Raw genomic sequence first — 26,687 nt, forward strand, 5'->3', positions numbered from 1 at the left:
GTCCACCGGACCCCGATCACCTGGTACTCGCGGCCGCGGTCACCGTCTCCTCCCGACGCGCGTCCGCCCCGCCCGGCGTACGGAGCAGGGCGAACGCGAGCGCCAGCCCGGCCGCGACCAGTACCGCGGCGACGAGGTAGCCGAGGTGGTGGCCGGCGACCCGGGCCGGTACGAGGGCGACACCGTCGGCGCGCAGCGCGGCGGTACGGGTGGCGGCGACGGTGGCCAGTACGGCCAGGCCGAGTGCCCCGCCCACCTGCTGCCCGGTGTTGAACAGCCCGGACACCAGCCCGGTGTCGTCCGGCGCGGCACCGGACATCGCGAACCCGGTCAGCGCCGGCATCCCGATCCCGAAGCCGAGTCCGACGAGGACGAGCGCGGGCAGGATCCGCGTCGGGTACCCGGCGGCGAGCGGAACCGTGGCGAACAGGGCGAGACCGGCGGCGATCGACACCAGCCCGGCGAGCAGCACCCGGCGCGGGCCGTACCGGGCGATCAGGCGGGCGGAGAGCAGCAGCGAGGTGGCGGCGATGACCAGCGACACCGGCAGGAACGCCAGCCCCGTGCGCATCGCGTCGTACCCGCGGACCTGCTGCAGGTAGAGCGTGGTGAGGAACTGGAACCCGTACAGGCCGGCGACCATCGTCAGCAGGACGGCGATCGCGCCGGACACCGGCCGCGACCGGAAGATCCGCAGCGGTACCAGCGGGCTGGCCGCGGCGCGCTGGCGCAGTACGAAAGCGACGAGCAGGGCCACCGCGACGGCACCGGTACCGGCGGTCGCGAGCGGACCGTGCTGCTCGACCGTGACGATCGTGTACACGCCGAGCATCAGGCCGGCGGTCACCAGCAGCGCGCCCGGCACGTCGGCGCCGGACCGTACGCCGAGGCCCGGTTCGGCCGGCAGTGCCCGCATCGCGAGCGCGGCCGCGACCAGCCCGATCGGTACGTTGATCAGGAAGATCCAGTGCCAGCCGAGGCCCTGCGTCAGGACGCCGCCGAGCAGCGTACCGACGGACGCGCCGCCCGCCCCGACGAACGTGAACGCGCCGAACGCCCGCGCCCGTTCCCGCGGGTCGGTGAACGTCGTCGTCAGCATCCCGAGTACGACGGCCGAGGCGAACGCGCCGGCCACGCCCTGCGCGAAGCGCGCGACCACGAGTACCGCGGCGTCGGTGGCGAGTCCGCAGGCGAGCGACGTGGCCACGAACCCGAGCAGGCCGAGCGTGAACACGCGGCGGCGGCCGACCAGGTCGCCGAGCCGCCCGGCGAGCGGCAGCAGCCCGCCGAAACCGACCAGGTACGCGTTGAGCACCCACGCGAGCCCGGTCGGGCTGAACCGCAGGCCGTCCTGGATCGCGGGCAGCGCGACGGTCACGATCGTCCCGTCGAGGATGACCATGACCTGCGCGCCGCACAGCACCACCAGGGCGAACCATCGTTGGCGTGCCGACATCCCTTGCCTCCCAAAAAGGTGCACGACTTGTTACTGAGGCCATCATGTGTGACCATCGAGGTCGGCGTAAGGAGGCACATTCATGTCACGGAGTACCACCGATGTACCAGCGCAGGTGGCGGGCGCCGACGCGTGCACCGTGCGTGAGGTACTCGACAGGGTCGGCGGCAAGTGGTCGATCGGCGTGATCGTGGAGGCGAGCCGCGGGCCGGTCCGGTTCACCGAGCTGGAGCGGGCGGTCGAGGGCATCAGCCGCCGCATGCTCACCCTGACCCTGCGCAATCTCGAACGCGACGGGCTGCTCACCCGCACCGTCCACCCGACCGTTCCGCCGAAGGTGGAGTACGTGGCGACGCCGATGGCGCGCGAGCTGTACGACGCGCTCCTGACCCTCACCACCTGGGCCGACCGGCACCGTGGCGACATCGCCGCCGCCCGCCACCGGTACGACGAGGCGCGCGCGGACTGAGCCGAACCGGCCGCCGGTTCCCCTTCTCCTCTGTTGGAACGTGGTGCAGGATGTGCGGAGGCGTTTGAAACAGGGGAGTGGCGACGTGAACGTTCAGACCAGCCGGGGCGGCGAGCAGGTCGGCATCGCGTACGACGAGACGCACCGGGTGTGGCTGCTCCGCACCCCGCACTCGGCGTACGCGGTGGCCTGCCCGAGCAGCGTGACCGTGCACCACCAGGAGATCCCGGACCCCCTCCTCCACGTGTACTGGGGCGAACCGGTCACGCTGGCCGACGCCGTACACATCGGGACGGTCAAGCGGCAGCGGTGGAGCCGGCGCGGCTTCGAGTCACCGCTCGACGGGGCCGAGGAGTACCCCGTGCGGGGTGGGATCCGGTTCGGGCGGGCGGCGCTCGCGGCGCGGTTCGGCGCCACGCGGTCGATCGAGTGGCGGCTGGTCGGCAGCAACACCACCCGGGACGGCGACACGCACCAGCTCACCGTCGAGTTCGCGGACGGACCGCTGCACCTGGCCCTGCACTACCGGATCCGCGCGGACACCGACGTGATCGAGCGGTGGGCGGTCGTCACCAACACCGGCGACACCCCGATCGAACTCGACCGGTTCGACTCCGCGACGTGGACCGTACCGGAGGCCGACGAGTACCGGCTGAGTCACCTGTCGGGGCGGTGGAGCGCGGAAACCCAGCTGCGCCACCAGATCCTGACCGACGGCGAGTTCGTCATCGGCAGTCGCCGCGGCACCACCAGCCACCAGGCCAACCCCTGGTACGCGATCGACGACGGGTCGGCGACCGAGGAGTCCGGCACTGTCTACAGTGGAGCGTTGGCGTGGTCCGGGGTCTGGCAGCTGGCCACGCAGAAGCTGTCGCACGGCGGTGTCCAGGTACTCGGCGGGGTCGGGCACGACGGCTTCGGCCCGTACCGGCTGGCGCCCGGGGAATCGCTGACCGCGCCGGTCTTCGCCGGCCTGTACACGGCCGACGGGTTCGGCGGCGCGAGCCGGGCGTGGCACGCGTACCAGCTGCGGCACGTCATGCCGAACCCCGACGCCGACCGGCCCGTACTGTACAACTCTTGGGAGGCAACGGGTTTCGACGTCAACGAGGAGAACCAGAAGGCGCTCGCGGCGCGCGCCGCGAGCATCGGCTGCGAGCTGTTCGTGATGGACGACGGCTGGTTCGGCGCGCGCGTCGACGACCACGCCGGCCTCGGCGACTGGACCGTCAACCCCGAACGCTTCCCCAACGGGCTCGCCCCGCTGATCGACGAGGTGCACCGGCTCGGCATGGACTTCGGCATCTGGGTCGAACCCGAGATGGTCAACCCCGACTCCGACCTGTACCGCGAACACCCCGACTGGGTCTACCACTTCGCCGACCGTACCCGGCACACGATGCGGAACCAGCTCGTCCTCAACCTCGCCCGCCCCGACGTCGCCGACTGGCTGTACGACCGGATCGACGCGCTGCTCTCCGACCACGACATCCAGTTCGTCAAGTGGGACATGAACCGGCCGTTCACCGAAGCCGGCTGGCCCGCCGAGACCGACAACCCCGAACGCCTCTGGCTCGACCACGTGCACAACCTGTACGCGGTGCTGGATCGCTTGCGCGCCAAGCATCCCGGCGTCGCGTTCGAATCCTGCTCCGGCGGCGGCGCCCGGATCGACATGGGCATCCTCGCCCGCACCGACCAGGTCTGGACCTCCGACAACACCGACGCCCCCGACCGGCTGATCATCCAGCACGGCTACAGCCAGGTGTACCCCGCGCGCGCCATGTCCTGCTGGGTCACCGACGTGCCCAACTTCCTCGACCCGCGTACGGTCCCGCTCCGCTACCGGTTCCACGCCGCGATGGCCGGCGTACTCGGCGTCGGCGGCGACCTGTCCGAATGGTCCGACGCCGACCTCGCCGAAGCCACCGACCTGATCGCCGAGTACAAGACCGTCCGGACCATCGTCCAACATGGACAGTTGTACCGGCTGCGGCCGCCGTCCCCCGGACTCTCCGCCGTCCAGTACGTGGCACCCGACCGGTCCGAAGCCGTCGTCCTCGCGTACCTCGGGGCACAACGGTTCGGGGAAAGGCCGCCACTGCTGCGACTCGCCGGACTCGACCCGCACGCCCGGTACCGCGTCGACGGCGTCGACGACCCGCTGACCGGGGCGGCGCTGCACGGGTTCGGGCTGCCGTTGCGGCTCAACGGCGACTACGACAGTACGCTGCTGCACCTCACGCGGGTCGGCGACTGAGTCGCGCTCAACGCCGGGATCCGTTGTGTGGCAACGGATCCCGGGGTGTGGCGGGGTGGGCTCAGGCATATTGTTCAATTGTGTCATTGTTCAACAATTGGACAGTTGAACAATGACACAGTTGAACAATTGGACAATCGATTTCTGACCCCACCTGACCGCGAACCCACTGAACCCGCCGACCGCACTCGACCTTGAACCCGCCGAACCCGCGGACCGCACCCGACCGTGAGCGCACGGCCACGCGCTCGACGTGACCGTGCAGGCCGGGATTCTGGCTCTGCTGAGCCGGCTCCGCGACGACACCGGCCTGTCCGACCGTGGAGCCCTCGCCCGCAAACCCTGCCGGCCCGACCCACGCACACTGCGCCCCTTGACCTTGAGCCCACTCCAGCATCCAGACTCCCCCGGGTAGCGAGGAATCCGAGGGGGACACATGAGATACCGGAGCATCGGCGCGGACCCGGCCACCCGGCGCCAGGTCAGCGTGTTGAGCCTGGGCACGATGCGGTTCGGTACGGACACCGACGAGGCGACGTCGTTCGCGATCCTCGACCGGTACGTGGCGGCGGGCGGCACGTTCGTCGACACGGCGAACTGTTACGCGTTCTGGGCGAACGGTACGCAGGGCGGCGAGAGCGAGGAGCTGGTCGGCCGGTGGCGCCGGAGTCGCGGGATCGGTGACGAGGTGGTGATCGCGACGAAGCTGGGCGCGCGTCCGCTGGCGCCCGGTACCGGTTTCGTGGACAACGCGGAGGGTCTGTCGGCGGCGGTGATCCGGGATTCGTCGGCGGCGAGCCGGAGGCGGCTGGGCGTGGACCGCCTGGACCTGCTGTACGCGCACATCGAGGATCCGGCGACGCCGCTGGAGGAGACCGTCGAGGGCTTCGCCGGTCTGGTCGCCGACGGTACGGTCGGGCTGCTCGGCGTCAGTAACCACTGGGCGTGGAAGGTCGAGCGGTCCCGGGCGATCGCGGCGTCCCGCAACCTCCCCGGGTACGAGGTGCTCCAGTACCACCACACGTACCTGCGGCGGCGTACCGACGTGCCGGGGCCGTTGTCGGTCGACGGTGAGCAGGGTGTCGCGTCCGGTGACCTGATGAGCTACGCCCGCGAGCATCCCGGACTGGCTCTCGTCGCGTACACGCCGCTGCTGTCCGGCGCGTACGTGCGGGACGACAAGCCGCTCGACCCGGAACTCGACCATCCCGGTACGCCCCGGCGCAGGGCGGCGGTGCGCGAGGTCGCCGCCGAGACCGGTGCCACCGCCAACCAGGTCGTACTCGCCTGGCTGCTCGGCGGGGACGTACCGGTGATCCCGTTGGTGGGGGCGTCGTCGGTGGCGCAGCTGGACGAGAGCCTCGCCGCCGTCGACCTGGACCTCACGGTCGACCAGCGCGCCCGCCTCGATGCCACGAACTGACCGCCCGCCCCGCGCGGCCCGACCGGCTGCGCGGGGCAGCCCGGTGCCGCATCCTGGAACCATGACGACGGTCGCGGTACTCGGAACGGGCATCATGGGGCTGCCGATGGCGGCGAACCTGCTGGACGCGGGCTTCACCGTACGGGCGTGGAACCGTACTGCGGCGCGGGCGGCGCCGCTCGCCGAGCGCGGTGCGTACGTGGCGGCCGATCCCGCCGACGCCGTCGCCGGCGCGGACGTCGTCCTCACGATGCTCACCGACGGCGCCGCCGTCCACGCCGTCATGACCGACCTGCCCGTCGCGCCCGGCACCCTCTGGGTACAGGCGAGCACGGTCGGCGCCCGGTACGCCGACGAGTTCGCCGCGCTCGCCGACCGCCTCGGCGTCACGTACGTGGACGCGCCGGTGATGGGTACCAAGCAGCCGGCCGAACGCGGGCAGCTCGTCGTGCTCGCCTCCGGTCCCGACGACGCCCGCGACCGGTGCGCGCCGCTGTTCGACGCCGTCGGCAGCCGTACCGTCTGGGTCGGTCCGGCCGGCACCGGCAGCCGCCTCAAACTCGCCGTCAACGCCTGGGTCACCACCCTCACCGGCGCCACTGCCGAGGCGCTCGCGCTCGCCGCCGGCCTCGGACTCGACGGCGCCCAGTTCCTCGACACCATCGCCGGCGCCTCCGTCGACAGCCAGTACGCGCACATCAAGGGTGCCGCGATGCTCGCCGGTGAGTACCCGCCGAGCTTTCCGCTGGCGCACGCGGCGAAGGACGGCCGGCTCATCCGCGACGCCGCCACCGACGCCGGCGTCGACCTTCCCCTCTCCGCCGCCGTACTGGACCGCTTCGAAGCGGCGGAGGTCGCCGGCCACGGCGACGAGGACATGGCCGCCGTCTACCGCGTGTACTGACGCCCACGCGCTTTCCGTTGCGGCGCCTGGGTTCCCGGGCATGGGTCCGCCCCGGGGACGTCGGATGCCGTCCCCGGGGCGCGTACGCAGGGCATGCCGTTCGCGCGCTCGCGGCGGGCGCGTACCGGACGCACCCGCACCCCCACCGGCCGACGCGGCCGAACGACCGGCCCCGCGCACGGTCAGTCGGCGAACCAGTTGCCGTGGAACCCCGACGGCACCCGGCGCGGCAGCGCCACCGCGGCCACCTCCGTCAGGTCACGCGCGTCCACGCACAGCAACTCCGAACCGCCGAGGTCGCTCACGATCGACAGCAGCCAGCCGTCGTCCTCCGCCGTACCCCCGGCCGCCGGTACGAACACCGCCTCGCCAGCGTCCCGCCCCAGCCGCAGCGCCTGCACCGCGCCGGAACCCGTGTCGTACTTGAGGATCGCGTCGTCGCCGACCGCGTACCGGAAGCGGCTGGAACGGCCGAGGCGGTCCTCGTTGACGGTCGGGAACTCGACGGCCCGGTCGTCCAGCGCCTGCTCGGCGAGCGCGCCGGTACGCGGATCGAGGACCCACCGGTACAGCGTGGCGCCGACCGCCGCGTCGCCCGGCGTGTCCGAACCGCCGATGCCGCGCCAGACCGCGTCGAACCCACCCGGCGAGTACCGCACGGCATCCAGTACGACGCGGCCCTCGTCGTCCTCGCTCGCGTTGCCGACATGGAACACGTAGCACGGGTCCACGTCGAACCAGCGCACGTCACCACCCGCCAGCGGCATCACACCGATGCGCGCGCCGTACCCGTCGTCCCACTGGTACGGCATGCCGCGGCCCACCCGGGACACGTCGAACACCACCGGCAGGTCCAGCCACACCGCATGGTGCTCCGTGATCGCGAAGTCGTGCATCATCGTCGGCCCCGGCACCGCGACCACACGGCTCTCCACCAACTCCCCACCAGCCGACAACCGGTGGTACGTCAGGAAAGGCGGCATCGCGCCGTACCCGAAGAAGTGCAGCTCGCCGGTGACCGGATCCTGCTTCGGATGCGCCGTCATCGCCGTACGCAGCCTGCCGCCGAAGTCCACCGGGCCGACCGTCTCCAGCTCCGGCGTCACCTCGTACGGCAGCCCCGACTCCACCAGCGCCAGAATCCGGTCGTGGTGCCGGATCACGTGCGTGTTCGCCGTGACCGCCGCCCGATCCACCCCGTTCGGCCCCACGAACGGCGCGCCCGCCAACGCCGCCGTCCGCGTCCACCGGTTCCGGTACCACTCGGCGCGGCCGTTGCGCAGCCGCACACCATGCAGCATGCCGTGCCCAGCGAACCAGTGGCCAGGATCCTGACCGGGCAACGGATTCGGGCCGTTCCGGAAGTACCGGCCGGTCAGCTCGGGCGGCAGCGCACCCCGCGTCACCGCCAGATCCACCGCGTCGATCTCGTCGGGCACCGGGGCCAACAGCCCCTGCAGGTACGCGGGCATCGCGACCTCCGATCATTCCAGTACTGACAGGTCGACGATAGAAGCTCCAGCGGTGACATGTCAACAGTGGAATATCAGCGCGATTGTTCAATTGTTCAACAAGTCAACTGTTGAACAATGCGACAATTGAACAATCTGAGTTGATCTTGAACGCTGCGCGCGCCAAGCGCCAAGCACCAGCGCTTGAACGCTGCGCGTCAAGCGCCCGAGCGCCAAACGCCCGAAGGCCAAGCGCCCGGACGCCCGGCACCTGAGCACCGACCGCCCGACCGCCCGACCGCCCGACCAGTCACCCACCCCACGACAAGGGCCGGCCCCTCCATCCACAATGGACAGAAGAGCCGGCCCACGTACGCCAGGCCCACCCGGGCCCGCGCCTCAACCGTTCAGGACGCGCAGATCTTGGTGTGGTCCGAGTACGCGTAGGTTTCCTTGGCGGCGCCGTACCCGTCGTACCACTGGAGGATGGCCTTGCCGCCGCCCTTGGTGACGAGCGCGAAGGTCTTGCCGGGGGCGACGGTGTGCACGCCGGTCCACGTGGTCTTGCCGTTGTAGCTGACGCCGAAGTGGAAGTCGCGGGAGCGGCCGCCGGCGGTGTTGGTGATGGTCCACAGGTTCTGGGAGGTACTGGTCGACAGACGGCAGACGTTGGCGCCGACGAGTACGGAGGGGTCGTTGACGGTCTTGACCAGCGTGGTGCCGGCGACGCCGGTGATGGTGGCGGACTTGGCGCCGGTGCCGGACACGCCGACCCACGCCCATACTGCGGCGCGCGAGCCGTGGCTGCCGGCGTCGACCTTGTCGCGGGTGAGCGTGGTGTCGACGTTGTACAGGACCTGGTCGCCGGCGGGGCCGACGTAGTAGCCGTCGGCGGAGAAGGACAGGTAGTGCCCGTCGGCGTTGGTGTCGATGTAGAGGTTGGTCGAGGTGGCGGCGGCGCCGGGCCCGTCGACCTGGATCCCCTTGAACGTCCCGTCGGCGTTGAACAGGTCGCCCACCGTGCCGACCGGCACGATCACGCCGGCGTCGGCGTACTCGTTGGTGGCGGGCTTGGTGGTGACGGTGACGCCGGTCGAGCCGACGGTCTCACCCGAGTCGGGCTGGCTGAGGGGCATGCCGCTGACCTGCCAGACCGCGCCGTTCTTGTAGTTCGACGCGAACTGGTACGCGCCGGTCGGCTGATACGTGGTCACCTGCGGCGTGACGTCCGCGCTGGCGAGGGTGCTGCCGGCACCGATGACCAGTGCCGACACGGCCAGCGTCGCGCCGAGGAGCCTGCGTACGCGCATGGGGAACCTCTCCGGTTGGGGAACGTGTGCATGCGGCGACGCAGCGGACGCTGGGCGGGGGTAGGGCACCACGCGAGGGGGCGGGCGCGGTCGCCGCCTGACGACCGTAGTCCAGGCGACGGCCCGCGGGTCATCCGCCGATCGGCCGATTCCGGCGACCGTCCACTGTGGAACTCCGGACGACCGGCGGGGTCAGCGCGCCGCGCGGACGAACATCAGTACGGTGCAGGCGAGGCAGAGGATCAGCGCGACCAGCGCCGGCCCGTGGTACTGCACGGAGAACAGCACGAGCGCGATCAGCCCGTACGCCGCGGCGCCGATGAGCGCGAAGATCCGACCCAGCGGTACGCCCCGGTCGGCGCGGCGCATCTCCCGCCACGCCCGCCGTTCCGCCGCGGCCCGCGCGTCCCGCAGGTACTGCTCGGCGTCGATCTCGCCGGACAGGAACGCCTCGCTCGCCTTGGTACTCAGTGGTGTCGTGATGCCGGGCCGATCCGCGTGCAGGTCCTCGGACGTCATGGCCACCGCGCCCCCCGATCCCCACCGACTGGACGTCCACCCAGTATCGCAGTGGCGGTACGGCGTGTCACGTCTCGTCCCGGGCGAGGCCGGCGGCGAGCGCGTTCGCGATGAGGATCAGGTAGCCGAGGTCCACCTCGGTGAGGCTGTCCGGCACGTCCGAGTCGACCATCAACAGTCCGTGGCTCTTTCCGTTGGCGCGCACCGGAACCGCGAGGAACGACCGGTGCTGCTGCCCCGGGTACAGGCAGTCGGAGCTGTCCCGGCGTACGTCGCCGATGAGTCGCGCGCGCTCGCCCTGCGCGAGCATCACCATCTCGCGCTCGGCCTCACCGGCCGTCGACGTGTACCGGTCGCGCGGCGAGTTGCCGAGCCAGCCGCTCTTGAGCGGGTTGGCCAGCTCGGTACCGTCCCGGCTCAGCGTGTAGAACACGCTCCGGGTACGGCAGCCGGTCTCCTTGCGCCCGCACTGCGACGCGGCCAGCTCGACGCTCTTGGTGACGAGCACCTCCAGGTGGCGCTTCCGTTCCACCTGCGCCTTCGTACCGACGACGCGGCCGAGTACCTCAAGGAGGGGTTGGCCGGCGCGGGACAGCGACTCGCCCAGCTCGGCCCTCGCCTGCACGGCGGTCACCCGCATCCGCTCGGCCTTCCGCGCCTCGCTGACGTTCAGGTATCCGGCGATCAGCGTCACCGCGACCGTCCCGAGGATCCAGTACACCCGGACGGGGCCGGCGGTCACCGACGCCGCGGCGGTCGTCACCACCGTCGCGACGGGCAGCACCACGATCAGCCCGTACCGGGCCCATCGTGGGAACCGTTCCCGACCCCCCTCGTCCGTCTCGGGCACTGTCCACTCCTCAGAGGTTTGTCGGCTTTACCCCACGGTACCGACCAGCCTCCGGTTTCTGCCCCCTCGCGCCGGCGTCGCAGGTCAGGCGTGGGGGAAGCGCGTGACGTACCGGCGCTGCCAGGGCGTTTCGACGGCGCGCCGCACATACCCCGCCCGCACGTACGCGACGGCCTCGCGCGGCGGCACCCCGTCGAGTACGGCGAGGCACGCCAGCGCGGTCCCGGTACGGCCGATCCCGCCGCCGCACGCCACCTCGACCCGTTCGGTGCCGGCCCGCCGCCACGCCTCGCGCAGCGCGTCGAGCGCGTCGTCCCGGTCGGCCGGCAGCCGGAAGTCCGGCCAGCGCAGCCACCGGCTCGGCCAGTCCACCGCCGGCGGCTCCGAGCCCAGCAGGTACAGCCCGAACGTCGGTGTCGGCCCGGCGGGCAGCGGCTTCCGCAGCCCACGCCCGCGTACCAACCGGCCCGACGGCAGCCGCAACACGCCCGCCGTACCCGGTTCCCAGCGCCCATCCATGCGCCCGAGCGTACGGCCGGGTGGTTTGGTCAGAGGTTGCGGAGGCGCTGCTCCGCGCGGGCGAGGGCGCGGCGCGCGGTCTCGTGGTCGCGCGCGCACCGGTCCCGCGCCCGCATCGCCTCGCGCAGCGCGTCGCGCAGGTCGGTCAGCGTGGCGTCGAGGTCGGCGAGCCGCTGCCGGGTCTCGCGTTCCTTGCCGGCCGCCTCGTCGCGCGCCCGCTCCGCCTCCGCCCTGCGATCCGGCTTCGCCTCCGCCTCGGCCTTCCGCCCGGCGCCCGCCCTGCGCCCCGCACCCGCCGCCTTCTCCTTGCGTACGGGTTCGGCCCGGTCGCCCGCCGACCGCAGCCGCCGCTCCGCCCCCGGTACGTCCGGCGACGCGGCCGGCATCGCCGGACCGAGCCCCGAGTACCGCTCCGGACGGACCACGACCCCGTCCCGTACCCGGGCGGCGATCTCCGGCTCCACCAGCGCCGCCGACAGCGTCTCGCCCACCTGCGCCAACACCGCGTCCGTCGCCCGCCGCCCGCTGTCCTCCGCGTACCGGCCGGTCAGGTCCACCAGCTCGGCCAGCGCCCGCTGCCGCTCCGTGGACAGCTCGCGGACCTGCCCGGCGTCACCCGCCGCGTACGCCGCTCGGAACCGCTCCGCCAACTCCAACAGCGCCGCCACCCGCTCCGGCGCGTCCGCCGCCAGCCGGTTCACCAGCCACGCGGCCAGCAACGGCTTACGCGCCGCGGCGAGCGCGCCCGCCAGTTCCGTGTCACCCGACCGGCGCGCCGCACGCACCAGCCGGTCACGGGTCGCCACGAACTCCTCGATCGGCGCCCGGTACAACTCCCGTACCGCGTCAGGCGTCATCCGCCCATGCTCGCCCATCCCGACCCCGCCGGCACCCCGAACGTCCACCACGGCCACGTACAGCCGGTGCCCGTGAAGCCGCGTGCCCGCCGGCCGGGGTACCCCCCGACGCACCCCCGTACCAACCCGCTACACTCATGAACCGGTTCTCGTGACCATGCGCCCGTAGCTCAACGGATAGAGCATCTGACTACGGATCAGAAGGTTGGGGGTTCGAATCCCTCCGGGCGCACTTTCCCACCCCAGGCAGACATCGCGTCTGACCTGGGGCTTCGTCATTTCGGGGCCCCTTGAACCGGTTCGATGATCATCGGCCATGCGCCCGAGATGTGCCCGAGCCTCGGATCCTGGACTCCTCGACACCCTGCGGGCTCAGGCGGCACGACTCGGGGTCGATCCGCGCGTTGGTACCCGGCAGTGTGAGGTAGTAGTCGGCCTCATGGGGACCGTGCCAAGTTGTGTTGCCTTCCGTCGTCGCCGCTGGCTGAGACGGTCGGGTCGCGGCGGCACCAGTGGGGGCAGGTGGGTTCCTCACCGCCGACCACGGCCGTCGGTAAGGACACGTCCACCAGTACGGCAGCGTGTCCGACCTGGAGGCCGCAGCCGGCAGAGCAGAGATCTACGGCGGGTTCGATGCGTCGTCCACCACGCTGATCACCTCCGAGGCCGCCAGCCCGCGGGCTCCCGGGCCGGCCGCCGTCCGAGGATCCGAGGGGAGGCCGAGACGGCCTCGCGGCGGTACGGCTCGCCGGGCCCGCCCATCCCGGTGTGGTCCTGATGGACCTGCGGATGCCGGTACGCGACGAGGTCGGTGCCACCGAACGCATCCTGGCCCAGCGCCCCGCCACCGGGACCGTCGTACTGGCCACGTTCGACGACGACGATCGCCTGTACCCGGCGCTGACGGCCGACGCCGTCCTGTTCCTCGCAAAGGACCTCGTGCCCGCCGACCGCTCGCCACCGAACGCCGGGCCGCCGTAGGCAACACCCGTGCAGCCCCGCGGTACTGCGCTGCCGAAGTCACGCAGAACCCGTGGCAGCACACGAGCAGGTCGGTGGGGTCGCCGCCGCCAGGTCTGCGCCAGCGCCAACGCGTTGCGCAGCGCGCCGTGTACCCCAGGCGGCGACGCGGTCAGTCGACAAGGACGCCATCTCGTCGCAGCCAGGCCGCGCACGCGGTCGTCCAGTTCGCGGTGTGCGGCTCGCGCGCGATGGACGGGTGTGGCGCGCCGCCGTACTCCACCCCGTCGGCGAGTCCGATGCCGTGGCCACCGGCCGGGTAGACGTGCAACTCCACCGGTACCGCGGCAGCCGCCAGCGCCCGGGTCCACTCCAGTGCGTTGGGCAAGCCCGGCGGGTCCTGCGCGGTGGCCCAGACGAAGGTCGGGCACACCGACGCGTCCACGTGCTTGGCCGGGGACAGCTCGTCCTTGATGGGCAGCAGGTCACCGAGCAGGTTCTCGACCACCGGCGGCGGCAGCAGGTCGAGGTCGGCCAGCGCGTACGCCAGGATCGCGAAGTCCGGGCGGGGCGGGTCGGCGACGCCGTCCTCGATGGACAGGACCTGTCCGGTCATGAGCAGGCCGGCGAGTTGGCCGCCTGCGCTCGAACCGATGACGCCGACCCGGCCGACGTCGAGGCCGTGGTCGCCGCTGCGGATGTGGTCCAATCCGGCCCGGGCGTCTTCGAGCGGGGCCGGGAACCGGTCCGGCAGCAGCCGGTAGGACAGGACGAAGGCGTGGATGCCGAGGCCGGACAGCCAGCGTGCGTAGCCTTCGCCCTCGTGCGGCGGGAGTTCCCGGAAGCCACCGCCGGGCAGGACGAGGACGGCGGGTCGGGGCCCGACGAACCGGTCCTCGGCGGGATAGAGCGTGATCTGCTGTGAAACGGGGGCGGTAATGGTCGTAGCCACCTTTCGACGCGAAGCCTTCATGCCTGACGATCGATCCACCACCGGCACGCGACGCCGCTTGGAACCAGAGCCGCGAAGGCCAGATGGGCGGGTCCTGGCCGTCGGCCAGGCTGGTGGGTAGCGCTGGGGAGCGCTGGATGTGTTGTCGGACAACGGATGCAGGTGCCGCGGCGGCGATCGCGGCGGACAGGTGTGGTGTGCCCGACCGGTTGCAGGCGTCCGTCGAGTCGGCCGAGCAGCAGTGTGTCCAGGCGGGGCGCTCGACGAACCCGGCGCCGGCGATGTTTCGGCACCGGTGCGCCCCACAGTGGGTCCGGCCGGGTGCGGGTCGTGGCGTGTGCTGCCGGACCCGGCTGGTGGCGTCAGTCGGCGTCGAAGGTGTAGGTGAGGGTGAGGACGCCGTGTCGGGCTTCGGTGGCATGGCCGGACAGGCCGGCGAGTTCTGCCGTACCCGAGTGCGGGACGACGGTGCCGAAGGTGCTCTGGTCCGTACCGTCAGCCAGACCGCCGTGTTGGATCACGAAGGTGCCACTCCGGCCGTCCAGCGTTGCCTGGATGTGTTCGGAGGCAACGTAACCGGCGCCTGCCGCGCCTTGGGCGGTGAGAACCTCGGCGACGCCGGTACCGTCCAGCGTCCCGCGGTAGGTCTTGCGGATGGTGACCTTGGTCAGCTTCGGTCCCTCGGTGGGTTCGAGGTACGGGGTCTCGTCCCAGTCGTCGATCTCGAACTCGGCGTCGATCGTTCGCGGTGTGGTCGTCATGGCTTCCTCTTCTGCGTCGTTGTCAGTGGGTGATGCGGGCGAGCGCGCCGATCTCCAGCGCCGCCCACAGTGCGCCGTCCGGGCCGAGGGTGATTCCGTGCGGTTCCGCGCCCGGGGTGGGCAGGTCGTACATCTGGATCTGGCCGTCGACGGTGACCGAGCCGATGCGGTTGGCCGCCCATTCGGTGAACCAGTACCTGCCGTCGCCGCCGGCCGTGATGGCGTGCGGTTTGGCCGTCCGGTCCGGCAGCGGGAATTCCGTGATCGTGCCGTCCGGGCCGATCCGGCCGAGCTGGCCGGCCGCGATCTCGACGAACCACGCGGTTCCGTGCTCGCCGGCGGTGATCCCGACCGGTCCGGCAGCGGGCGTGGGCAGCGGGTGCACGTTCACGGTGCCGTCGAGTTCGACCCGGCCGATCGCGTTGGCCTGGTTGAGGGTGACGTACATGGCGCCGTCGTCCGCCACGGCGATCGCGGACGGGAACGCGTCGTCGACCGGGAGCGGGTACTCGGTGACCTGCCCGTCGGGCGTGATCCGGCCGATCTGGTTGGCGGCGGTCTCGGTGAACCACAGCGCACCGTCCGGCCCGGAGGCGATGCCGAACGGCCCGGAGTCCGGGGTGGGCAGCCGGAACTCGCGAACGGCTCCGTCGAGGGAGATCCGCCCGATCCGGTGTGCCTGGTACTCGGTGAACCACAGCGCAGCATCCGGCCCGACCGTGATGATCGTCGGGCCGCAGCCCGGTTCGAGCTGATGGCTGGCGGCCCTCTCGCCGGGGACCAGCCGACCGATGCTGCTGCCGCCGACCATGGTGAACCACAGCGCACCGTCGGGGCCGGCCGTGACCGCGTACGGGCCGTCGCCCGGCACCGTGTACTCCTCGATGGACACGGACGTCATGCGTCCTGCTCCAGGTTGTGCTCGACCGCGATGCGCTCGATGTCGGCCGGGGTGCCGGCGATGATGACGCGTACGTGCTCGGTGACCAGGGCGGCCGGCCAGTCCCACCAGGCGGCCCGGCGCAGGCGCTCGACGTCGGCGTCGTCGTACCGCTGGCGGATCGTTCGGGCCGGATTGCCACCGACGATCGTGTACGGCGGCACGTCCGCGGTGACGACCGAGCCGGCCGCGACGACGGCCCCGTCGCCGATGCGTACTCCGGGCATGACGGTGACCTGGTGGCCGAACCAGACGTCATGGCCGACGACGGTGTCGCCCCGGCTCGGCATCGCGGTCACGATGTCCAAAGTCCGTTCGGCCCACTCGCCGCCGAACATCGTGAACGGGAAGGTGGACGCGCCCAGCATCGGATGCTCGGCCGCGGCCATCAGGAAGCGCGTCCCGGCGGCGATCGCGCAGTACCTGCCGATGACCAGCCGTTCAGGGCCGTAGGCGTAGAGCACGTTCCGTTGCTCGAAGCGGGTCGCGGCGTCGGGGTCGTCGTAGTAGGTGTACTCACCGACGATGATCTTCGGCGAGCTGACCAGCGGTTTGAGGAACACCACCCGCGGGTGTGCGGCCAGCGGATGGATGGTCAGCGGATCAGGCGACAACATGGGCCCTTCCTGTGCATTGGTGTCGACGAGCGTGGGTCTGCGCCGGTCCTGCCACATTCACCGGTACTCACTGCGGACCGCCCGTTCGAGGTGGAGGTCGACGCTGCGCTCCCGGTGCTGGCCATCACGCTAAGCGGGGATCCGCACGGTCGAATCCGTCACGGCATGAGTACTTGGCTCCGGCGCAATGAGGAGCCCTGGGTACGGTGCGCGCATGATGCACGGGCGCGCCGACGAGCTGACGGTCATCGACCGGCTACTTGCCGGGGCGTACGACCAGGCCAGTGGTGCCCTGGTCGTTCGCGGCGAACCGGGCATCGGCAAGACCACGCTGCTGGCGTACGCGGCCGACGCCGCGGCGGACTGGCGCGTACTGCGCGGGAGCGGTGTCGAGACCGAAGTCGACCTGCCCTACGCGGGCCTGCACCTGCTGCTGCGGCCGGCGCTGGATCGTCTCGGCGCCCTGCCGGAGCCGCAGCGGAACGCGTTGCAGCGTGTGTTCGGTCTCGCCGCGGTCCCAGGTCAGGAGCCGGCGGACCGGTTGCTCGTCGGCGTGGCCGTACTGTCGCTGCTGTCCGAGCTCGCGGAGGACGGACCGCTACTGTGCCTGGTCGACGACGCGCACTGGCTTGACCCCGCGTCAGCGCAGGCGCTCGTCTTCGCCGCCCGCCGGCTGGGTACCGAGGGTGTGGTGATGGTGTGCGCCGCCCGGGACACCGAGAGCGTCTTCACCAGCTCCGAGCTGCCGGAACTGCGGCTCAGCGGCCTGGATCCGTCCGCGGCCGCCGCGCTGCTCGACGAGCGGGTCCATGACCTGGCACCGGAGCTGCGCCGCAGGATGCTGGCCGAGGCGGGTGGCAACCCGCTCGCCATCACCGAGCTGCCCGCCGCTGTGGCGAACCTCCGCGCCAGCGACGTCCGAACACTGCCGGCGACGCTGCCTCTGACCGACCGGCTGCGGGAGGCGTTCGCGGGCCGGATCCGGAGCATGCCCGACGCCACCCGCATGCTGCTGGTCGTTGCGGCCGCACACGACACCGGCGAACTCGACGTCGTGCTACGGGCAGGGGCGCGGCTCGGGGCGGCGCCGGGCGACCTGGAGCCGGCAGAGCGGTCGGGGCTGGTCCGCGCGGACCTCGCCGCCGTGACGTTCCGGCATCCGCTGGTACGCGCGGCTGTCTACGAGTCGGCCCCCCACCGGTACCGTGTCGACGCCCACGCGGCGCTCGCCGCGGCGCTGGACGGCCCCCACGACGCCGAGCGTCGGGCCTGGCATCGCGCCGCCACCGCAACCGACCCCGACGAGGACATCGCGGCGGAGCTGGAACGCAGCGCGGAGGCGGCGGCGGCGCGCAGCGGCTACGCGGCAGCGGTGTCCGCCCACGAGCGGGCGGCGCAGCTCACCCCGCCGGGCGAACGACGCGCCCGCCGCCTTGCCCTCGCCGCCGAAGCCGCCCTCAACGGTGGCGATCTCCAAGCCGCGACCGACCTCGCGGACCGGGCCGCTGCCCAGACCACGGACCTCGTCCTGCGCAGCCGGTTGGCCGGCGCGCAGGGTACGGCGGCGTTCTATCGTGGGTCGCTGCCCGAGGCGCGCCGCCTCCTGGTCAACGCCGCCTCGATGGTCGCCGCCGACGACCCGCGCCGGGCGGCCGACCTGCTCCTCGACGCCGTGCACGTCGGCTGGTACCTCGGCGCGCAGCCGGTGACCGACGCTGCCGAACGCCTCGCCGTCCTCCCGCTACCGCCCGACGACCCGCTCTCTCATGTCGTACGCCTGCTGGTGTGGTGCGTCCGGGACGCCGTCGACAGCCCGAGCCCGGACAGCCTCACGGCGGTCGTCACCCGAGCACGCGACACCGGGTACGGCGGACCCGACCGGCTCATCCTCGCCGCCACCGCACTCCAGGCGACCGGACAGGACGCCGAGGCACACCGCGTCGCGACACGCATGCTTCGTAACCACCGGGAACGGGGCTGGCTCGGCCAGCTACCGCCCGTCCTGTCCTGCATGGCACGCTCGCAGCTGTTCCACGGTCAGCACCTGGCGGCGCGCGACGCCGCTGAGGAGGGCGTACGCATCGCCCAGGCCGCCGGACACGACACCCTGGCCACCGACCTCAGCGGCGTGCTCGCAGTACTGGCCGCGTTTCGCGGTGACGCCGACGCGTGCCGAGCCCACTCCGACGACGCGCGCGCCGCGCCCGGGCCGGACCTGCTGGCGCCCGGCCTCGCATGGGCACACTGGGCGGACGGTCTGCTGCACCTCGGATCCGGTCGCTGGGAGCGGGCGTTCTCCCACCTCGACGCCCTCAGCCGGTCGCCGGCTCGCCACCACCTGCCCGGCAGGCGCAGCATCCCCGACCGTATCGAGGCGGCGACACGGCTCGGTCGAACGGCGCACATCGTCGACGCTCTTACCCAGCTCACCGAGTGGGCCGACCGTGTCCGGCAACCCTGGCTCGACGCGGTGGTGCTCCGCTGCCGGGCCATGCTCGCGCGCGACAGCGACGCCGACGACCTCTACCGCGCCGCGATCCAGCGACACGAACCCGACAACCGCGGCTTCGAACGAGCCCGCACCCATCTGCTGTACGGCGAATGGCTGCGCCGCTCCCGCCGGAAGGCCGATGCCCGTACTCACCTGCGCGCGGCGCTCGATGTGTTCGAACCCCTCGGCGCCGTACCGTGGGCGGCGCGGGCTCGCGGCGAACTCAGCGCCGCCGGCGGCGCGATCGCCCCGTCTGCCCCGGGTGACACGACCGTCCTCACCCCACAGGAACAGGCGGTCACCCGACTCGCCGCGCAGGGACTGTCCAACCGCGACATCGCCGCCCAGCTCTTCCTCAGCCCCCGCACCGTCGCCAACCACCTGTACAAGGCATTTCCCAAGCTCGGCATCGCCACCAGAACCGATCTGCCGGTCCCATGACCGGGGAGGCCCGCTCTGTGGTACTCGGGCAAGGGCGTAGCGCATCTGGTCGTCGCGTACTGGTCCCGGATGTTGTGCTCGATCTCGCCGGCGTCGTCGCCGAGATCTGGCCGGAATCCGCCGCGCAGGGGAGCGCTGATCCGGCGGAGCTCCGGTCCGGCCCGAGAATCCCGCGCGGGCAGCCTTCAGGGTCACCTCGTGCCACGAGGAGCCGCCCGCCGATCCGGTGTAGTCGATCGTGACGGTGTGGTCGCTGACGCGCGGGCCGCGCGTACCCGCCGTCGATCGGCTGGAGCTTCGCCCAGCCGCCTTCGTCGTGGCCATCGTGGCCGAGGCTCACGGCTCTCCACATCCGCGCTCAGCGCAGTGCGCCGGTACGCGTCATTGGACTTGGTCGAGGAACGCCAGAGTGCGGGACAGCAGCAGTGTTGCGGCCTGTTCGCGGTAGGAGGGCAGCGTCGGGTCGGCGAAGTAGTGCTGGTCGCCGGGGTAGACGAACAGCTCGCCACGGTCGGCCTGGGCGACCACTTCGCGCGCTGCGTCCAGGTCACCCTCGCCGGCGAAGTACGGGTCGTCGTCCATGCCGTGTACCTGCACCGGCACGCCGCGCGGCCAGGCGGCACCGAACTCGGCGAGCGGTACGCAGGCGTAGTACAGCAGTGCGCCTCGCGCGCCAGGCCGGGTCTGCGCCAGCTTCTGCGCGGGCAGCACGCCGAGCGAGAATCCGGCGTAGACGACCTCGGCGGGCAGCGTCTCGGCCGCCCGGGTGCCGCGGTCGAGCACGGTGCCGAAGCCGATCTCGCCGACGTGTCCCATGCCGGCCTCGATGCTGGCGAAGGTGCGGCCCTCGAACAGGTCAGGCGTGTGCACGGTGTGCCCGGCATGGCGCAGCTCGTCGGCGAAGCCGGTGATGCCCGGGGTGAGCCCCAGAGCGTGATGGAACAGGACGATCTCGGTCATGCGTCCTCCAGCTGTTCGACGGCTCCGCATTTGATCCAACAAATTAGTATATTCGAGTAGTCTCGATCAATAGCGCATCGTCGACGATGACGTGGAGGGACGCAGGGTCGCCACGACCCCACGAGTCGCGTTCGCCTGTGCCGCCACCATCGTCGACTCGGTACGGTCGGAACCGACCCGGTGCGCCGCACCCTGGCCAGGCCACGTCAGTTCCGGCGAGACTTCGACACCGTCAACGAGGCGTACTGGGACCTCTTCGCCGACCGCCCTCCTCCGAGCGCACCATCGCTGCCTTCCGTGTGGTGCCAGCTCTCGCGCATACGCAGCCGGCACAGCGGACCGACATCCGGCGGTGTTCCGACGGTGCGGTCCCGGTGATGCCCAGGCAAGCCGCCTCGGCCGGCACGATGGGCAATGAACCCGGCGCATGCTGCGCAGCCAGGTCAGAGGGTGGGGCGGGCGTCGGACAGAAGGGCGGCGAACCGACACGGGTGCTGTCTCGCCGGCAGGTGTCGGATCTGGTGCCTGCCCGTTCGTCTTGAGGGTGTGAGTTCTCGTCAAGAAGTAGACATGCCCTCAGTACCCCTCCCGCCGGTCCGCGACCTCGCACAGCGACGAGCCGATACCGTCGACCGTCTGGCCAGCGGGTTCCAGATGTGGCTCGCGACAGGGAGCGACGGCCACGGCGCCCACCTGATCCCGGTCGCCTACGTGTGGGACGGGTCGACGCTGACCACCGCGACCTTTCGGCGTAGCCGCACGGTCGCAAACCTGCGGGCGAGACCGAGGGCGAGGGTGGCGATCGGGGACACCGCCGACGTCGTCATGATCGACACCCGCGCGACGCTGCTCGACGTACCCGACATCGACGTCGCCTCGGCCGAAGCCTATGCACAGGTCTCGACCGACCCGCGCCACGCCCCGGACAGGTTCCTGTACGTCCGCCTGGTCCCCGAGCGGATCCTCGCCTGGAACTCGCTGACCGAATTCGCCGGCCGTACGCTCATGCTCAAGGGCTCCTGGCTCGACAGCCCCGTCGACTGAGCCCACCTGGGGCCACGCAACCCTGGCTCGTCGGGCCTTCACTTCCCGGCGCCATCTGGCCGAGCGGACCGCGGAGTGCCGGCGCGCACGAGGGACCAAGGGGCGGCCACCGCGGTCGCTCGCTACGCCCCCCACTGCTCACCGGGGTCGGCGGCCGCTACGTCCTCGACTGCAACGAGACCGGCGCGGTCGGTCGCCGCAGCGATGCGACCGGATGGCGTCGCCCGCTACGCCCTCGACCTCGACGGCGCCGCGCTTCTGCACGAGTAGCTTGCCGCTGTGGCCGTGTTGGCTATCCGATCTCCTTGAAGATCTTGAAGGCGAGCCGAATCAGGCCATGGACGGCCACCACGGACACACCTGCCGCACCGAGACCCACCAGCGCCGCCAGCAGGACCGCCCAGTCACTCGTGATGGCGCTGGCCGCCGCGCAAGCGGCGAGCAGAGCGGCGTAGAAGCCGGCAACAACGCCGATGAGCTGCTTGCTGAACGCCGAGACCCGCGGCAGTCGCACCGCCATGCTCAGCCTCGCTACGGCTCGACCTGTGAACACGAGCCCGCCTCCAGGGGCGATCGATCGGCGTGCACACCCGTTTGGCACACCGTGGCGAGTGCCCCGGGCAGGCGACAGGGCCTCCGGCCGTAGCCGGAGCTCGCCGGCGTGGGCGTGCGTGCAGTCACCGTTCGTCCCACCGGAATAGCACGTCGAAGTGGCTGAGGTCGAGTCCGGCGCGGAGTGCTCGGGGGTTGTGGCGCCATCGTCCGTGTTCGTAGGCGCGGTCGGCGGAGACCTCCACGACGAGGGTGGGGTCGGTCTGCCGGTACGGCAACGGGTCGGCTTGGCCGCCCCACCGGCCGAGCCACCCGGCGGGCAGTGGCTGCGGCCAGAGGTGCTGGATGTGTTGCCGACCAACCGATGGCGGGTGCAGCAGCGGTGCGAGTTCGGCGGCGACCGCTGCGTACAGGTGGGTGGTCTGGCCGACCAGGCGGAGGCGGCCGTCGAGATCGAGTCGGCCGAGCATGAGCGTGTCGGGGCGGGCGCGGCTGCCGGTGATACCGCCGACGATTGGTTGACTTCACCGTCCGCTCACGCAACGGACGGCTACGCCTGGACCTGCACCAGCTCGTGCCGGCCGCCACACTGTCGCCGGATAGAGCCAGTTCAGGCCGTGCGCCGGAATAGCAAACGGCCCAGTCGATGGAGCGTGCCGCCGATGCCTCCCGTCGCCGGCTGGTCGATCGGGCTCCGAGCACCCGGCGAACAGGTCTGCTGCGGTGCGCCCGCCAAGCCAGCCATTACCCGCCTGAACTACTCGTCAGCAGCGGCCCTGTGGTGTGGTCGGCCTGCGACACAATCCTGTGGATGCGAAGGATGAGCATCTGGTTGGGCGGGTCAGTCGTCCTGGCGTGCGCGCTCATGGCCGTGGTGTTGTACCGGTCTGATCTTGAAACCCTGTCGTGGCTGGCCGGAGTGGGCTCCTTCCTCGTCGCTGTACCGTCGCTGGTGCTGGCCATCGGACTCGCCCGGACACCAACGACGACTGCCGCGCCGCCGGCTGACGGTCGGCCGGCAGGATCTGCTGACATCGCGTTGCCCGAACGTTTTGAACTGTCCACGCCCGCTATCCGGGCCAGTGAGCGGGCCTCTGCGGCGCTGCGGGCAGCGGCCGCAGGGGTAGGCATCCTCGCCGGTTTGATGGTGCTCACGTCTTTTCTTGGCAGGCTGCGGGGCGCGCTCGCGGACATGGAGCAGAATCCGGGCGGCGCTGCATTCTTCCTTGGACTCTTCCTGGTCGCCCTGCCGGTTTCGGCGGCTCACGGCATCTGCCGGCCAGCTGACCTCATTGTTGATATTGACCACCTGAGGGTGACTGACGAGCGTCGGCTTCGGTTGAAGGACAAGTCATTCACTCTGAAATGGAAGAGCATGGAGACCATCCGGCTGGTGGCCGCCCCACGCGGCAGCGCGGAACTGTTGGTCGTTACCTACAGGAACACCAGCAAGGGCGCCCGCCGCGCCGCGGAGCTCAGTCTCCCTGAGTCCCACGGTGGCTACGTCGTCGCATCGCTGGAACTGGGCAGAGCAGTCCCGGAACGTCTAACGCAGGCAGCCCGACTACGGGAGGCTTTGGCCCTTGTCGGTGGGGTGAAATTCCGGAACTGAGCATCCTGCCAGGCGCGGTACCGATTCGCCGGGCGATCCAGGCTGCGGGCAACACGCAGCTGCGCCGGACTCGACCCCGACACCGTGAACAGCTCATCTACGGCGTCACCGCGGCGGGGGTGTCGGCGACCAGCCGGTAGCCGAACCCGGATCGTCGCCGTGTGCATCGATCGCGGCGTTGGTCACGGGGGTACAGCAGACGTGATGTGGCGGGTCGCTGGGCCGCGTCTGGATGGACGGCGTGGTCAGGCGTCTGCGCCGCTGGCGTTGTCGTCACCGAGGAGTTGCCTGGCGACTGTCATGGCGCTCATACCGTTGGGCCAGCCGGCGTAGAAGGCGAGGTGGGTGATGGCTTCGATCAGTTCGGCCGTGGTGACGCCGTTGGTACGGGCAAAGCCGATGTGGAACCGCAACTGCTCGGTCTTGCCCAGCGCGGTGAGCGCGGCGACGGTGATGAGGCTGCGGTCGCGCTTGGACAGGCCTTCCCGTTGCCACACCTCGTCGAACAGGACCTTGTCGGTGTAGTGAACCATCGCCGGCGCGAAGTCGCCGAACGCGTTCTGTCCGCCGGTCCAGCCGCCCTGCTGATCGTTTGCGTGCCCGGCGTTCTGCTGTTCGGTCATGGCGTCGTCCCCTCTTGTCGGGCTTGCTGACTTGTACTCGTGGCTCTTGGCCGCGTACGAGGTCGAGGCGCACGGTGGCGGCGACGGCCCGTTCGGCGAGCATGGCCTTCAGGTAGACGTGGATGATCGCGTCGAGCAGCCCGGCCCGGCAGGGCGAACGTGACGTGCCCCGGTGTGCTGGCCGCCGGCGATGGAGTGGCGGTACCAGGCCCCGCTCGACGAGGTCAGCGGAGGTCATGGCAGCTACGTCGAGGTTGGCGTCGCGGTGGTGGGCAGGAACAGGGCGAGCACGGTGGTGGCGGCGAGGACGGCAGCGGCGATGAGCAGGCTGGTGTGTACGCCGGTCACGACCGTGGTGGGGTTGGTGAGCAGGCCTCCGAACACGGCGATGGCAAGCGCTCCGCCGATCTGGCGGCTGGTGTTGAACACCCCGGAGGCGACGCCGGCCTGCTCGTGGTCGACGGCGTCGAGCAGGACCGCGGTGGCGGGCGGGGACACGGTGGGTCCGCCGAGCCCGACCAGTACCATCAGCCCGGCCAGCAGCCACAGCGACGCGGTGGCCGGGAGTACTCCGATGGCGGCCAGGCCGGCGGTCATGAGCAGCAGCCCGGCCACGATCAACCTCTTGCGGCCGATCCGTTCCCCGATGCGTGCCGAGAACGGGGTGAGCGCGAGCCCGATGAGCATCATCGGCAGGAACACGATTCCGGTGGCCAGCGCGGACAGGCCGCGGTGTTGCTGCAGGAACAGGCTGATCACGAACGGCAGCCCGTAGTAGCCGATCATGAACGCGAACCCGCTGGCCACGGTGATCACGACCGTGCGGGACCGGAAGAGGGACAGCGGCACCATCGGATGGGCGACGATCTGCTGAGCGCGGACGAACCCGGCGAGTGCGATCACCGCGACGCCGAACGCGGCGAGGACGGTGGGTTCGGCGAAGCCTCGCGAACCGGCCTCGATGGCTGCGAACGTCAACGCGCTCATCCCCGACACACCGGTGAACTGACCCACCAGGTCGAACGGCGCCGGCCGCGGTGTCGAGGGCCGGGTTCGGGCCAGTAACAGCAGTGCGACCGCGCCGACCGGGACGTTGACGAAGAAGACCAACCGCCAGTCGACAAGGGTGAGAACGCCGCCGAGTACCGGACCGGACGAGGAGGCGACGGCGCCGCCCATGGCCCAGATGCCGACCGCGCGGCCGCGAGCCTTCGCGTCGGAGTACGCCTGGCGGATCAGGGCCATCGACGCGGGCATCATCGCCGCGGCGGCGCTGCCCTGCACGAACCGCGCCCCGATCAGGAACGCGAGGGTGGGGGCGAGCCCGCAGGCGACCGAGGCCAGCACGAACACGACCAGGCCGGCACCGAACGCGCGCTTGGCGCCCAGGCGGTCGGACAGCGATCCGGCCGACAGCAGCAGCGCGGCGAACATCAGCGTGTACCCGTCGACCACCCACTGCAGCCCGGCCACCCCGCCGCCGAGGTCATCGCGGATGGTCGGCAGGGTCACGTTCACCACCACCGCATCGATGGTGACGACGAAGAAGCCCAGCAGCGCCGCGGTCAGTGCCGCGCTGGCATGCCGCCGTGGTCTGGTCGCGGCACCGTCGGATGCCCAAGCCGGCGTCTCGCGGGTGGCGGTCGTGCTGCTGGTGGTCACGCGACCCAGACAACCCCGGCTCGTGCCCGGGCGGGAGGGCGAGACAGGGGGGGGTACAAGTTCGACCTCCCACAGCCCGGCGAAGCTCGTAGCGTGGATCGCATGCCAGAGCGATCAGCCGGCCGAGCCGACGTACGAGCGGATGACAAGACGGCGGACAGGGCCGCGATCCGTGACTTCCTGGCCACCCGCCGCGCCAAGCTCACTCCCGAGCAGGTGGGCCTGCCCAATGCCGGCCGCCGCCGCGTACCGGGGCTGCGGAGGGAAGAGGTCGCCGTCATCGCCGGCGTCAGCCCTGATTGGTACAACCGGCTGGAGAAGGGACACATCGCCGGCGTCTCCGACGACGTACTCGACGCGGTGGCTCGGGCGCTGCAACTCGACGAGGCCGAACGCCAGCACCTGTTCAACCTCGCCCGCGCGGCCAAGCCGACCCGTACCCCGCCGCGCCGCGTCAAGACACCGGTGCCGGCCAGCGTGCAGCGCGTGCTGGACTCCATGAGCGGCACTGCGGCGTTCGTACGCAACGGCCGCCTGGACATCCTGGCCAGCAACGCCCTCGGCCGGGCCCTGTACTCACCCGTGCTCGACCAGCCGGCGCACCGCGGCAACATCGCCCGCCTCGACTTCCTCGACCCCCGCGCCGGCGACTTCTACCCCGACCACGACGGGGCCCTCGCGGTTGCTGTCGCGCTGCTGCGTACCGAAGCCGGCCGCAACCCCCACGACCCCGACCTCATCGCACTCATCGGCGAACTCGCCACCCGAAGCGAGGCGTTCCGTACCCGGTGGGGCGCCCACGATGTGCGGCTGCACCGCGGTGGCATCAAGACGTTCAACCACCCTGCCGTCGGGTACCTGGAACTGGCCTACGACTCCATGGAACTCGTCGCCGCCCCGTGGCTCGTGCTCACCGCCTACACCGCCGAACCGGCCACCGCCTCCGCCGACAACCTTGCGCTGCTGGCGACCTGGGCCGCCACCGAGGCTCACGCCGAGTCCGGCGCGGCGTCCGGCAGGCGCAACCCCACCGACCACAACGCGACCGACTGAG

Annotated in this window: 24 protein-coding genes, 1 tRNA gene and 1 pseudogene; 10 read left to right on the plus strand and 16 right to left on the minus strand. The window is 71.3% G+C overall.

Going from position 1 to position 26,687, the window contains the following annotated elements; translation table 11 throughout:
- Window positions 1-16: 16 nt before the first annotated feature.
- Entirely contained in the window at window positions 17-1,456 is a 1,440-nt protein-coding gene (locus Aru02nite_RS24865) for an MFS transporter (protein ID WP_203661799.1), read from the minus strand.
- Window positions 1,457-1,538: 82 nt separating this feature from the next.
- Between Aru02nite_RS24865 and Aru02nite_RS24870 the strand changes: the two genes are divergently transcribed.
- The 4 genes from Aru02nite_RS24870 to Aru02nite_RS24885 all read left to right on the plus strand — a co-directional run bounded on the left by Aru02nite_RS24870 (window position 1,539) and on the right by Aru02nite_RS24885 (window position 6,512).
- Window positions 1,539-1,925 carry a winged helix-turn-helix transcriptional regulator gene (locus Aru02nite_RS24870; RefSeq protein WP_203661800.1) on the plus strand — a complete coding sequence of 129 codons (387 nt, stop codon included), beginning with the start codon at window positions 1,539-1,541 and terminating at the stop codon, window positions 1,923-1,925.
- A gap of 85 nt (window positions 1,926-2,010) precedes the next feature.
- Complete coding sequence (locus Aru02nite_RS24875; protein WP_239076931.1) at window positions 2,011-4,185, plus strand: alpha-galactosidase; 2,175 nt, start codon at window positions 2,011-2,013, stop codon at window positions 4,183-4,185.
- Window positions 4,186-4,621: 436 nt separating this feature from the next.
- On the plus strand, window positions 4,622-5,608 hold the full coding sequence (locus Aru02nite_RS24880; protein ID WP_203661802.1) for an aldo/keto reductase: 987 nt from the start codon (window positions 4,622-4,624) through the stop codon (window positions 5,606-5,608).
- Window positions 5,609-5,669: 61 nt separating this feature from the next.
- A complete protein-coding gene (locus Aru02nite_RS24885) occupies window positions 5,670-6,512 on the plus strand; it encodes an NAD(P)-dependent oxidoreductase (RefSeq protein ID WP_203661804.1) in 843 nt (280 codons plus the stop codon).
- Between the two features lie 182 nt (window positions 6,513-6,694).
- Here the strand turns inward: Aru02nite_RS24885 and Aru02nite_RS24890 are convergent, their stop codons facing one another.
- The 6 genes from Aru02nite_RS24890 to Aru02nite_RS24915 all read right to left on the minus strand — a co-directional run bounded on the left by Aru02nite_RS24890 (window position 6,695) and on the right by Aru02nite_RS24915 (window position 12,018).
- Window positions 6,695-7,984 carry a carotenoid oxygenase family protein gene (locus Aru02nite_RS24890; RefSeq protein WP_203661806.1) on the minus strand — a complete coding sequence of 430 codons (1,290 nt, stop codon included), beginning with the start codon at window positions 7,982-7,984 and terminating at the stop codon, window positions 6,695-6,697.
- A 386-nt stretch (window positions 7,985-8,370) separates the two neighbouring features.
- Window positions 8,371-9,273, minus strand: coding sequence for a hypothetical protein (locus Aru02nite_RS24895; RefSeq protein ID WP_203661808.1), 903 nt, complete (start codon window positions 9,271-9,273; stop codon window positions 8,371-8,373).
- A 192-nt stretch (window positions 9,274-9,465) separates the two neighbouring features.
- Window positions 9,466-9,792 carry a hypothetical protein gene (locus tag Aru02nite_RS24900; RefSeq protein WP_203661810.1) on the minus strand — a complete coding sequence of 109 codons (327 nt, stop codon included), beginning with the start codon at window positions 9,790-9,792 and terminating at the stop codon, window positions 9,466-9,468.
- Window positions 9,793-9,859: 67 nt separating this feature from the next.
- Entirely contained in the window at window positions 9,860-10,642 is a 783-nt protein-coding gene (locus Aru02nite_RS24905; RefSeq protein ID WP_203661811.1) for a GAF domain-containing protein, read from the minus strand.
- 84 nt (window positions 10,643-10,726) lie between these two features.
- A complete protein-coding gene (locus Aru02nite_RS24910; RefSeq protein ID WP_203661813.1) occupies window positions 10,727-11,161 on the minus strand; it encodes a protein-tyrosine phosphatase family protein in 435 nt (144 codons plus the stop codon).
- A gap of 29 nt (window positions 11,162-11,190) precedes the next feature.
- Window positions 11,191-12,018, minus strand: coding sequence for a coiled-coil domain-containing protein (locus tag Aru02nite_RS24915; RefSeq protein WP_203661815.1), 828 nt, complete (start codon window positions 12,016-12,018; stop codon window positions 11,191-11,193).
- Between the two features lie 159 nt (window positions 12,019-12,177).
- Between Aru02nite_RS24915 and Aru02nite_RS24920 the strand changes: the two genes are divergently transcribed.
- Both Aru02nite_RS24920 and Aru02nite_RS24925 read left to right on the plus strand, forming a co-directional pair.
- Window positions 12,178-12,250, plus strand: a tRNA-Arg gene (locus Aru02nite_RS24920).
- 500 nt (window positions 12,251-12,750) lie between these two features.
- Window positions 12,751-12,999, plus strand: a pseudogene (locus Aru02nite_RS24925) (response regulator); the annotation flags it as partial.
- Between the two features lie 151 nt (window positions 13,000-13,150).
- Here Aru02nite_RS24925 and Aru02nite_RS24930 read toward each other — a convergent pair.
- The 4 genes from Aru02nite_RS24930 to Aru02nite_RS24945 all read right to left on the minus strand — a co-directional run bounded on the left by Aru02nite_RS24930 (window position 13,151) and on the right by Aru02nite_RS24945 (window position 16,248).
- Complete coding sequence (locus tag Aru02nite_RS24930) at window positions 13,151-13,930, minus strand: alpha/beta hydrolase (RefSeq protein WP_239076933.1); 780 nt, start codon at window positions 13,928-13,930, stop codon at window positions 13,151-13,153.
- 362 nt (window positions 13,931-14,292) lie between these two features.
- Complete coding sequence (locus Aru02nite_RS24935; RefSeq protein ID WP_203661819.1) at window positions 14,293-14,691, minus strand: DUF3224 domain-containing protein; 399 nt, start codon at window positions 14,689-14,691, stop codon at window positions 14,293-14,295.
- Window positions 14,692-14,713: 22 nt separating this feature from the next.
- On the minus strand, window positions 14,714-15,592 hold the full coding sequence (locus tag Aru02nite_RS24940) for a Vgb family protein (RefSeq protein ID WP_203661820.1): 879 nt from the start codon (window positions 15,590-15,592) through the stop codon (window positions 14,714-14,716).
- The gene (locus Aru02nite_RS24945) at window positions 15,589-16,248 is read right to left on the minus strand and encodes a CatB-related O-acetyltransferase (protein WP_203661822.1); all 660 of its coding nucleotides are present in this window, start codon (window positions 16,246-16,248) and stop codon (window positions 15,589-15,591) included. The genes Aru02nite_RS24940 and Aru02nite_RS24945 overlap by 4 nt, the downstream gene beginning before the upstream one ends.
- Window positions 16,249-16,462: 214 nt before the next feature.
- Between Aru02nite_RS24945 and Aru02nite_RS24950 the strand changes: the two genes are divergently transcribed.
- A complete protein-coding gene (locus tag Aru02nite_RS24950; protein ID WP_203661825.1) occupies window positions 16,463-19,180 on the plus strand; it encodes a helix-turn-helix transcriptional regulator in 2,718 nt (905 codons plus the stop codon).
- 381 nt (window positions 19,181-19,561) lie between these two features.
- Here Aru02nite_RS24950 and Aru02nite_RS24955 read toward each other — a convergent pair whose 3' ends face one another.
- Window positions 19,562-20,140, minus strand: coding sequence for a dienelactone hydrolase family protein (locus tag Aru02nite_RS24955; protein ID WP_203661827.1), 579 nt, complete (start codon window positions 20,138-20,140; stop codon window positions 19,562-19,564).
- A 654-nt stretch (window positions 20,141-20,794) separates the two neighbouring features.
- Between Aru02nite_RS24955 and Aru02nite_RS37305 the strand changes: the two genes are divergently transcribed.
- Window positions 20,795-21,184 (plus strand): pyridoxamine 5'-phosphate oxidase family protein, encoded by a 390-nt coding sequence (locus Aru02nite_RS37305; protein ID WP_275408717.1) that lies wholly within the window; start codon window positions 20,795-20,797, stop codon window positions 21,182-21,184.
- Window positions 21,185-21,476: 292 nt separating this feature from the next.
- On the opposite strand, the gene Aru02nite_RS24965 is transcribed toward Aru02nite_RS37305, so the two are convergent.
- Together Aru02nite_RS24965 and Aru02nite_RS24970 are read right to left on the minus strand one after the other, a co-directional pair.
- A complete protein-coding gene (locus Aru02nite_RS24965) occupies window positions 21,477-21,704 on the minus strand; it encodes a hypothetical protein (RefSeq protein WP_203661831.1) in 228 nt (75 codons plus the stop codon).
- Between the two features lie 157 nt (window positions 21,705-21,861).
- Entirely contained in the window at window positions 21,862-22,206 is a 345-nt protein-coding gene (locus Aru02nite_RS24970) for a hypothetical protein (RefSeq protein ID WP_203661833.1), read from the minus strand.
- 350 nt (window positions 22,207-22,556) lie between these two features.
- Between Aru02nite_RS24970 and Aru02nite_RS24975 the strand changes: the two genes are divergently transcribed.
- Window positions 22,557-23,348: a hypothetical protein gene (locus Aru02nite_RS24975; protein WP_203661835.1), complete on the plus strand. Its 792-nt coding sequence runs from the start codon at window positions 22,557-22,559 to the stop codon at window positions 23,346-23,348.
- Between the two features lie 245 nt (window positions 23,349-23,593).
- On the opposite strand, the gene Aru02nite_RS24980 is transcribed toward Aru02nite_RS24975, so the two are convergent.
- Window positions 23,594-23,971, minus strand: a complete 378-nt coding sequence (locus tag Aru02nite_RS24980; protein ID WP_203661837.1) for a carboxymuconolactone decarboxylase family protein — start codon at window positions 23,969-23,971, stop codon at window positions 23,594-23,596.
- A gap of 243 nt (window positions 23,972-24,214) precedes the next feature.
- Complete coding sequence (locus Aru02nite_RS24985; protein ID WP_203661839.1) at window positions 24,215-25,633, minus strand: MFS transporter; 1,419 nt, start codon at window positions 25,631-25,633, stop codon at window positions 24,215-24,217.
- Between the two features lie 102 nt (window positions 25,634-25,735).
- Here Aru02nite_RS24985 and Aru02nite_RS24990 point away from each other — a divergent pair, with 102 nt between their 5' ends.
- Window positions 25,736-26,686 carry a helix-turn-helix transcriptional regulator gene (locus Aru02nite_RS24990; protein WP_203661841.1) on the plus strand — a complete coding sequence of 317 codons (951 nt, stop codon included), beginning with the start codon at window positions 25,736-25,738 and terminating at the stop codon, window positions 26,684-26,686.
- Window position 26,687 lies beyond the last annotated feature (1 nt).

This window comes from Actinocatenispora rupis, assembly GCF_016861975.1.
Taxonomy (GTDB): Bacteria; Actinomycetota; Actinomycetes; order Mycobacteriales; family Micromonosporaceae; genus Actinocatenispora; species Actinocatenispora rupis.

What these genes read in the sequence shown, in the direction of transcription:
- Aru02nite_RS24865 (WP_203661799.1), bottom strand. Translation starts at nt 1,456, where the DNA reads ATGTCGGCACGCCAACGATGGTTCGCCCTGGTGGTGCTGTGCGGCGCG.
- Aru02nite_RS24870 (WP_203661800.1), top strand. Translation starts at nt 1,539, where the DNA reads ATGTCACGGAGTACCACCGATGTACCAGCGCAGGTGGCGGGCGCCGAC.
- Aru02nite_RS24880 (WP_203661802.1), top strand. Translation starts at nt 4,622, where the DNA reads ATGAGATACCGGAGCATCGGCGCGGACCCGGCCACCCGGCGCCAGGTC.
- Aru02nite_RS24885 (WP_203661804.1), top strand. Translation starts at nt 5,670, where the DNA reads ATGACGACGGTCGCGGTACTCGGAACGGGCATCATGGGGCTGCCGATG.
- Aru02nite_RS24890 (WP_203661806.1), bottom strand. Translation starts at nt 7,984, where the DNA reads ATGCCCGCGTACCTGCAGGGGCTGTTGGCCCCGGTGCCCGACGAGATC.
- Aru02nite_RS24895 (WP_203661808.1), bottom strand. Translation starts at nt 9,273, where the DNA reads ATGCGCGTACGCAGGCTCCTCGGCGCGACGCTGGCCGTGTCGGCACTG.
- Aru02nite_RS24900 (WP_203661810.1), bottom strand. Translation starts at nt 9,792, where the DNA reads ATGACGTCCGAGGACCTGCACGCGGATCGGCCCGGCATCACGACACCA.
- Aru02nite_RS24910 (WP_203661813.1), bottom strand. Translation starts at nt 11,161, where the DNA reads ATGGATGGGCGCTGGGAACCGGGTACGGCGGGCGTGTTGCGGCTGCCG.
- Aru02nite_RS24915 (WP_203661815.1), bottom strand. Translation starts at nt 12,018, where the DNA reads ATGACGCCTGACGCGGTACGGGAGTTGTACCGGGCGCCGATCGAGGAG.
- Aru02nite_RS24935 (WP_203661819.1), bottom strand. Translation starts at nt 14,691, where the DNA reads ATGACGACCACACCGCGAACGATCGACGCCGAGTTCGAGATCGACGAC.
- Aru02nite_RS24940 (WP_203661820.1), bottom strand. Translation starts at nt 15,592, where the DNA reads ATGACGTCCGTGTCCATCGAGGAGTACACGGTGCCGGGCGACGGCCCG.
- Aru02nite_RS24945 (WP_203661822.1), bottom strand. Translation starts at nt 16,248, where the DNA reads ATGTTGTCGCCTGATCCGCTGACCATCCATCCGCTGGCCGCACACCCG.
- Aru02nite_RS24950 (WP_203661825.1), top strand. Translation starts at nt 16,463, where the DNA reads ATGATGCACGGGCGCGCCGACGAGCTGACGGTCATCGACCGGCTACTT.
- Aru02nite_RS24955 (WP_203661827.1), bottom strand. Translation starts at nt 20,140, where the DNA reads ATGACCGAGATCGTCCTGTTCCATCACGCTCTGGGGCTCACCCCGGGC.
- Aru02nite_RS37305 (WP_275408717.1), top strand. Translation starts at nt 20,795, where the DNA reads ATGTGGCTCGCGACAGGGAGCGACGGCCACGGCGCCCACCTGATCCCG.
- Aru02nite_RS24965 (WP_203661831.1), bottom strand. Translation starts at nt 21,704, where the DNA reads ATGGCGGTGCGACTGCCGCGGGTCTCGGCGTTCAGCAAGCAGCTCATC.
- Aru02nite_RS24970 (WP_203661833.1), bottom strand. Translation starts at nt 22,206, where the DNA reads ATGCTCGGCCGACTCGATCTCGACGGCCGCCTCCGCCTGGTCGGCCAG.
- Aru02nite_RS24975 (WP_203661835.1), top strand. Translation starts at nt 22,557, where the DNA reads ATGAGCATCTGGTTGGGCGGGTCAGTCGTCCTGGCGTGCGCGCTCATG.
- Aru02nite_RS24980 (WP_203661837.1), bottom strand. Translation starts at nt 23,971, where the DNA reads ATGACCGAACAGCAGAACGCCGGGCACGCAAACGATCAGCAGGGCGGC.
- Aru02nite_RS24990 (WP_203661841.1), top strand. Translation starts at nt 25,736, where the DNA reads ATGCCAGAGCGATCAGCCGGCCGAGCCGACGTACGAGCGGATGACAAG.